The sequence below is a fragment of the bacterium genome, assembly GCA_016873475.1.
Taxonomy (GTDB): Bacteria; Krumholzibacteriota; Krumholzibacteriia; order JACNKJ01; family JACNKJ01; genus VGXI01.
Genome location: VGXI01000162.1, coordinates 1 through 7,546 on the forward strand (window position 1 = coordinate 1; position 7,546 = coordinate 7,546).

The 7,546-nt window shown below is 64.8% G+C and carries 4 protein-coding genes; 1 reads left to right on the forward strand and 3 read right to left on the reverse strand.

The annotated features are described in order from the left end of the window. Positions 1-1,103: transporter (locus FJ251_11865; GenBank protein ID MBM4118408.1), on the forward strand; the 1,103-nt coding region annotated here is incomplete at its 5' end. A 45-nt stretch (positions 1,104-1,148) separates the two neighbouring features. Here FJ251_11865 and FJ251_11870 read toward each other — a convergent pair. From FJ251_11870 to FJ251_11880, 3 genes are read right to left on the reverse strand one after another with little or no spacing between them, the layout of a single operon-like run. After that, the gene (locus tag FJ251_11870; GenBank protein ID MBM4118409.1) at positions 1,149-4,241 is read right to left on the reverse strand and encodes a type III restriction endonuclease subunit R; all 3,093 of its coding nucleotides are present in this window, start codon (positions 4,239-4,241) and stop codon (positions 1,149-1,151) included. Next, positions 4,238-5,962, reverse strand: a complete 1,725-nt coding sequence (locus tag FJ251_11875; protein ID MBM4118410.1) for a hypothetical protein — start codon at positions 5,960-5,962, stop codon at positions 4,238-4,240. Before FJ251_11875 ends, FJ251_11870 begins: the two co-directional genes overlap by 4 nt. Next, positions 5,959-7,545: a site-specific DNA-methyltransferase gene (locus tag FJ251_11880; GenBank protein MBM4118411.1), complete on the reverse strand. Its 1,587-nt coding sequence runs from the start codon at positions 7,543-7,545 to the stop codon at positions 5,959-5,961. Before FJ251_11880 ends, FJ251_11875 begins: the two co-directional genes overlap by 4 nt. Position 7,546 lies beyond the last annotated feature (1 nt).

Genomic DNA, 7,546 nt, shown 5'->3' on the forward strand with positions numbered 1-7,546 from the left:
AAAACATCGGCACCGATCTGCCCCTCATCGTCGGCATCGTCCTCGCGACTGGCCTGGACGCCGGCAGCGTCTTCGCTGTCTTCGGGCTCCTGCAGGTCGCCACCGGCCTCGTCTACCGGCTGCCGATGCCGATGCAGCCGCTGAAGGCGATGGCCGTGCTGGTCATCACCCAGAAGATCGCCGGCGCGACGCTGCTCGGCGCCGGGATCGCGATCGGCGCCGCGATGCTCGTCCTGACGCTCTCGGGCGCCCTCGGGCTGCTCGTGCGCTGGATTCCGCGGTGCGTCGTCCGGGGGATCCAGTTCGGATTGGGCCTCTCGCTCGCCTCCCTCGCGCTGAGGACCTACGTCCCCGCGGCCGGCCCCGGTGGATTCGGACTGGCAGCGGTGGCCCTGCTGTTGATGCTCGCGCTCTGGGGCAACCGGCGGCTGCCGCCGGGGCTGCTCGTGGTCGGCCTGGGCGCGATCTATGCGCTGGCGAACGGCCTGCAGCTGGGACAGATCCGCGACGGCATCGGCTGGTCGCTGCCGCAGCTCCAGACACCGGGTCTCCGGGACGTCCTGACCGGCTTCCTCGTTCTCGCGCTGCCGCAGCTCCCTCTCTCGATCTCGAACTCGGTGATCGCGACCGAGCAGACCATCCGCGATCTCTTTCCGGAGCGCGCCGTGCCGGCGCGCAAGATCGGCTTCACCTATGCCGCGGTGAACCTCTGCGCGCCGCTCTTCGGCGGCATCCCGGTCTGCCACGGCTGCGGCGGCCTGGCCGGCCACTACACCTTCGGCGCGCGGACCGGGGGTTCGGTCATTCTCTACGGCAGCTTCTACCTCGTCTTGGGGCTCTTCCTCAGCGGACCGCTGCACGAGGTGCTGAAGCTCTTCCCGCAGCCGATCCTGGGCGTGGTCCTGCTCTTCGAGGCGCTGACCCTGCTGGGCTTCATCCGCGACCAGGCCGGCAGCCCGCGCCAGCTGGCGATCGCCCTCCTCGTGGGCGCCATCGCCTTCACGGTCCCGCAGGGTTTCGTCGTCGGGCTGCTGATCGGCGTTCTCGCCTTCTACGGCTTCCGGCGCTTCGGAAGGCCGACGGACGAAGCCCCGGGGCACTAGCATCGCCGCTCCGGTCGTGCGGCTTTCTTCGGAGCGCGGTGGTCTTCAGGCATCCGAGCTATCGATCGCGGCTCCGGTGTGCTCAGGTCTGTCCGCCATGCGGTAGGTCCAGATGCCGAATCCACCGTGCGCACTCACAGCCGCGCACCAGCGTTCCGCAGCGGCCTGCTTGGTTTCCTTGAGCGGGTCGAAGCCCTTCGTCTCCAGGAGCACGTAGCGCTCGCCAGGACCTTTCAGCCGGATCACGAAGTCCGGAACGTACTCGTGCTGTTGGCCGTTGTGCAGGTACGGGATGCCCAAACCGAGCCCAGCATTCTTGGCGAAGGCCTCGACAGCATCGTGAGTATCGATGAAGTAGGCTGCGGTCTGCTCCCAGCGCTTGGTATCGGCGACGATGAAGTTGATGTGGCTGCGCCTGACCTCGCGTACGTCCTTGCTCGTCCAAAAGTCCACATCGGCCGTCGAGCCTGCCCCTCGCGAGCTCTCGATGATAGGAAGCTCAGGTGCCTCTCCCTCATCGACATCCCCCTTGAGGTTCTCCTGCAAGGCCTCCACCAACCAGCCGTAGTAGGGTGACAGGAAGAGGTCCTTCCTGTCAGCAGGCCGGATGATGCGGACCTTCTCCGCCACGTAGCGTCGCACGATCGCGGCGAGCTGAGGGAAGAGGGAGTGCACTGGAATCTCGCATCCGCGCTGCTCGCGGAAGGAACGCGTCAGGTCCGCAGCGAGGCCGAAGATGAGCTCCTGGATCCGGCGGTCCCGCCGGAAGGCCTCCAGCCCGACCTGATCGAGTCGACCGGGTCCCGAGAGGCTGAGGCGGCCGGTGTTCGTGGGATGCAGGGCTTTCATCTCCACGATCGTCGGGATGACCCCCGGCTCGAGCACGATCGCCGGGGCGCGCTCCCAGTCCATCGTCACCCGGTTGCGGATAACCTGGGTGTAGCCTTCGACTCGAGGGAAGCGGATCTGCAAGGCTGAGCGCTCCGGCAGTGCGTGTACGTGATGCCGCTTGACGGGGGGAGGGGTCGGTCCGGTCGGGTTAGCTTTGAAGGGCACGATCTGGAACGGTACGCCGAAGACCTTGGCGACTTCCTCCGTGAGCTTGCCGTCCTCGCTGATCTCGTAGCTGGCACGCCGGAGGCCGCGCCCGACGACCTGCTCACATAGAAGCTGGGACATGAAGGGCCGCAAGCCCACGATGTGCGTCACCGTGCGACAGTCCCAGCCCTCCGTGAGCATGCCCACGCTGACAATACAGCGAACATCGCGCCCGGGCGGGTGGAGTGGCCGCTTGAGCTTCCTAGCGAGATCTACGAAGCCGTCCGGGTACAGCTCCTGGCCAAGGGGGCTCCGAGGCCAGGAGAGCTTGCCCACGGTGTCCAGAGTAAAGCGCATCCATCGTGTCTCGTCGCTCCTAGCCGCACCGGTGTCGGTCTCTTCCACGACCTTTGAGTGAACGACGATCGTGTTCGTCTCAGTGTCGCTGTTGCGGAAGGCATCGAGTCGCGCCGGCGGGATGCCCGCAGGATTCCTGCCGTTGGCAAGCCACTCGTAGATCACATTGGCGAGCGCCGTGTTCTTACAGACGAGAATGAACACGGGCGAGCGATCCTCACCGGAAGTGGCCTGCCACTCCTTCCAGGTGTCAGTCCAAAGGCCACCCAGCATGGCGATCGGGTGATGTGCCCATTTAAGGATCGCCTCGGGCTTGGGGCTGGCTCGCTTGCCGCCCCTCTCAGCGGAGGTCAAGCGGCCCGGCTCGAGGATCCACTGCCAGATATTGAAGTAGCCGGGGATGCTGGCGCCGGTGCTGTCTCGCACGGCGAGCTGCGGGATCTTCACGAGGCCGCTCTCGATGGCGTCGATGAGGCCGAAGTCGCTCACGACCCAAGGGAAGGGGCGATTGGCTTCCTGGCCGACCCGGTTGAGGAAGTACGGCGTGGCGGAGAGGTCCACGCAGACATTGATGCCTCGGAGCTTGTGGATCCGGTCCAGGCCGTCAACCCAGACGGTTGCCTCGGTCTTGTCCGAGAGCCACTCTTCCCGCTCCGCCTCGTCCATCTCTTCCCAATCCTCGGGACGCTCGACCTTGACGCGATAGGCGTGGTGCGCTTCGTCGTTGAAGACCAGGATGTTCTGCTTGCCTCTGGCGTCGTGGAGCACCCGATTGACGAGCGCCGTGTCGCTCTCGGTGTAGCGAACGCTGCGGACCTTGAGCGAGGCATCGACTCCAGGGTCCCCTTCGACGACCTCAACCAGTCCGTTCGTGATCTGCTGGAAGAGAGTGGCGCGTGAAAGCCAGCGCGTGCCGCGCTTCGTCTCGTTGCGCTCGCCGATGCGAACGGTCTCCGTCGTGGCGATCTGGACGCCCGCCTTGACGACCTTCCCGCCATCGCCGGCTGTGCGTGGCGCTTGGGGTTCCAGGACGTGCCAGTTCGTGATGATCACCTTGCCCTGCGTGAGCTGGGGCATCAATTGCATGGGGACGAGGTCGCGTGTGCGGTAGAGGCTGGCTTCGCCGAGATCAGGGTCGAGTTCGCGCAGGCGCTCGCGGATCGTCACGCTTGGGCAGAGGATGAGGACAACATCTGAGAAGCGCTTGTCTCCCCGGCTACTCACTTTGTTGAGGATGCTCCAGGCGGCTAGCAAGCCCATCACTGTCGTCTTGCCTGCGCCGGTCGCCATCTTGCAGGCGTAGCGGAGAAAGCCCGCGTAGCCCTGGGCCTTGGCTTCATCGCTGGGCTCATCGCGCGGGATCGTGATCCCCTGGAGGAAGTCGGCGCGGGCCTCCGCGAGGAAGATGACCGCCTCCGCGGCTTCGATCTGGGCGAAGAAGAGCCGGTGCTGGCGACCCTCGCGTCGCCAGTAGGTGAGAAGATCTCGGGTCGTCCGGGAGGCGCCTGGCCAGCCCTGTTCTCGCCAGGCCTTGACCCGCTCGCGGATGAGATTCACGCGCTTGAGCTCGATGTAGAAGCCGCCGCGCTCGTTCTGATCTCGCCCGGGCTCGATGTAGTAGTACATCGCCGGCCGGCGGCCCGGGCGCAACTCAGGCGCTTCGCCCTCGATGATCCACCAGTGCTCCCCCGGCTCCTCGTAGGGCGAGTTGAGGATCGGAGTGGGGACTTCGAAGGTGCTCATAGCCCGAACGCCTGCTGGATGAAGTCGAGCTTCTCCTTGACCTCGGGATGCACTTCCTCCGGCCTCATCATGGCGGCGATCTGGCTGTATTGCGTGTAGGGCAAGCCATGCACGCCGCCCGTCTCGAGGATTGCGCCGATGATCTCCGTACGCGCCTTCGTCTCCGCGAAGTAGCGCTCGACAAGTTGCGCAGGCTGGAGAGGTGACGCGATGAAAGCGTCTGCGATGGTGGCGCCTGTCCCGGCTCCGGCAAAGCGGTCAAAAGCGTCACGGAAGAAGCCGAGTACGGCGGCTTCTCCGCCCGTGCCGACCTGGTTGTCGATGAACCGGGCAAGGACAGCAGGATGGGCAAGATAGCTTTCGGACTCGTATCGACGCCAGGCCATGCGGCTCAGGGTGTTCGGCATCGGAGTCTGGGTCACCGGGATCTGCTGCTTCCCATCGGAGTCGAGCAGCCACACAGCCGCCAGTGCTTGGCTCGCAAGTTGAAGTGCCTCGAAGTGCTCCCGGACTGGCACCTCGCGTGCCCCTGTCCGACCGGGGGCCTGCTTGGCTCGCCAGAGTGGAGTTCGGTCCAGGTACTCCGCCAGCGGGTGGCTCAGGAGCCGAGCCCATTCTCGCAGTAGGTTGAGGTCGGTGTAGCCGTCTAGGTACAGGATTCCCGGAGCTTCCTGAGCCTGTACGAGTTCGGATTGCTGCAAGACGGCGACAGCTTGACGCAGTCGCTGTACGTCTTCCGGCGAAGCCAGCCGCCGGGGCCTCCCAAGCAAGATCGAGATCTGCTCGGGATCAGCCGAGTTGAAGATCACCTCGGAGTGCGTAGCGATTACGAGCTGGCTCTTGGTTAGAGCAGCCGCGCGATTCAGCTCCGCAAAGATGGAGTCCTGCAGGAAGGAATGCAGATGAGCATCCGGCTCGTCGACCAGCACGAGGGCGCCCTGTCGGCTGGAGAGGCAAGCCAGGAGGAGAAGCACTTGCTGGAGGCCGCTGCCGGCGCTCGTGATGTCATAACTGGTCCTTCCGCCATTCCGCCGATACTCGCAGACAATCTGCCCGCCCATGGCCGTAGTCGGCGCCAGCAGTTCAACCCCGAACATTCGGGAGACCGTTAGCTTGAGTTGCTCCCACTGGGGGCCATCGGCAGCTAGCAACAGAAGATTGCGGATGACGTCCCCAGGTCGCTGTCGGCCCAGGATGGTCTCGATGTAGTCAGCCTGGTACACCGGCTCCTCAACGGCTAGGCCGCCGATGGTCGCCACGTAAACGATGCTTGGTAGCTCCCCGAGCAGAATCGCGGCGTCCACGTCACGCTTCGGTCGAATCCGAATCTGCTCGGTGGAGTCGGCTTGGAGTTCAAAGCCGACTCGCTTGCCGGAATCCAAGAGGGCGTCGATCTCCGCGACCCCGCTGTACTGGCGCTCATGCCAGAGTAAGTCGAATGAGGGCAACGGAACAGCCGAAAAAGCCTGCCGGGCGATCGGGACCCACTCGTATGATCCGTGTGGCCGGTGCACAAAGGGCTGCGCAGGCTTGCCTTCGGCGGCACTGAGCCGCTCGGCGGCGACACGCCAGTGACGGAAGGCCAGGCCCCAGGCGGCCAGAGCCTGCAGGACAGTCGTCTTTCCGCAGTTGTTCGGTCCTGCAAGAATCACATGGCCGCTGAGGTCGAAGCGTTCCTCAGTGAACCGCTTGAACCGGCGGAGGACGATCTCCTTGATCACTTCGACACCTCAAGCTTCTTTACCACGATGAGCTCATTGCCCCGGGGGTCGATCACCTTCACGGCGATCTGCCCATGCTCGCCCGCAGCGAAGGGAGCGCTCATCGTGCCCGCGAGGTGATCCCAGACCGCATCCTCGAACTCAGCCTTGAGCGCCCGCTTCAGATTCTCCCAGGCGCCGGTCCGCGGGAAGAAAGCCTGGCGCACGCGGAAGACCATCCCGTTGTAGTCGGTGTCGAGCAGCCAGGCCGGCACGTCGTCCGCAGAGAGATGCTGCGGCTCCATCGTCGCGGGATCGTAGGTATCGAGGCCGAGCAGTTCGATCTGCCAGCGCTCCTCATCGGTATCTTTCTGGGGCCCCTCGCGGCGCAGCTCGACATCCGGCAGACCGCAGACGGTGAAGACCTGGCTCGATCGCATGTTCTTGAGCAGGTCGCCCATCTGGAGGTCCATGGTGGCCTGGAGGTAGGCGCAGGGCGTCCCGATCTGGCCGGCCTTCTCGATGAACTCGCGGGCCTTGGGATCGATGCCGAAGCCAATCACGAGCAGGCGGGAGTAGTGCTTGAGGCCAGCCTCGTCCCAAGCCTCGCGCACGAGACGCTCGGAGAGCGGGCCATTGGCAGGGCCGAACAAGATGGCCACGGCGTTGGCCCCATAGCCCCGCGCAGGCGGCTCGGCGACGCTCTCGGCGACGCGCGGCTCCGCGGGGTCTTCGATGATCGCCTCGGCTGAGAGCGCCAGGGTCTTGGCTGGAGGGCGGATCTGCTTGAGGGTCAGCGTCTGGTTGCCCGGCAGGCGCACGGTCGGCGCATGCCGCAGGACCTCGATCATGCGCTCCACGTGCGTGCGGTGATCAGCGCTCTGAATACCCGGGGTATCGGGCTCTTCGTCCAGGCCTTCGGCTGCGGGGATTGTGGCCTCTACTGTGAAGGGCCCAGTGACCCGCACGACGCCCTTCTTCACTTCGGGGCGATCGACAAGCACTTCCTCCTCTGGAGGCTCATCGTTCGCGATGCTCTTCAGCGTGATGTGGGGGACGATGCCCCCGACTTCCTCGCCCTTGTTGTTCTGCTTGCGCTTGTAGATAAAGCCGCCGGCAGGGCCGCGCTTCTCATCGCCTAGCTCGAAGTACTCGAAGTTGGCCGTGAGCATGCGCTGCCGCGCCAGCGCAAGCGGCACCCGGCTCGTGTCGATGGTGATCCACCGGCGACCCCATTGCTCAGCCACGAAGGCCGTGGTGCCGCTCCCGCAGGTTGGGTCGAGGACAAGGTCCCCTGGCTCGGTGGTCATATGCAAGCACCTGCGAATGACGGTCGAAGGAGTCTGAACGGCGTAGAGATTCTCGGGGTCTCGTGCGGTGTCGGTCCAAATGGAGGTAACCTCGGAAAGCGGGAAGTCCTCAATGTACTGCTTGTATCGAAGCGTCCTTCCCGCCCGTACAATCCGCCCCAGTTTTGCTAGACGATCTAGGCCTTCACGCGTTGTCCGCCAGCACTTGTTCTGGCCAGGGTGATAGGTCGCCCCCTCAAACTCGTAGGCAATGGTCGTATTGGGGCGGAATCCTCCGGTCGCAAGACTGATCAGT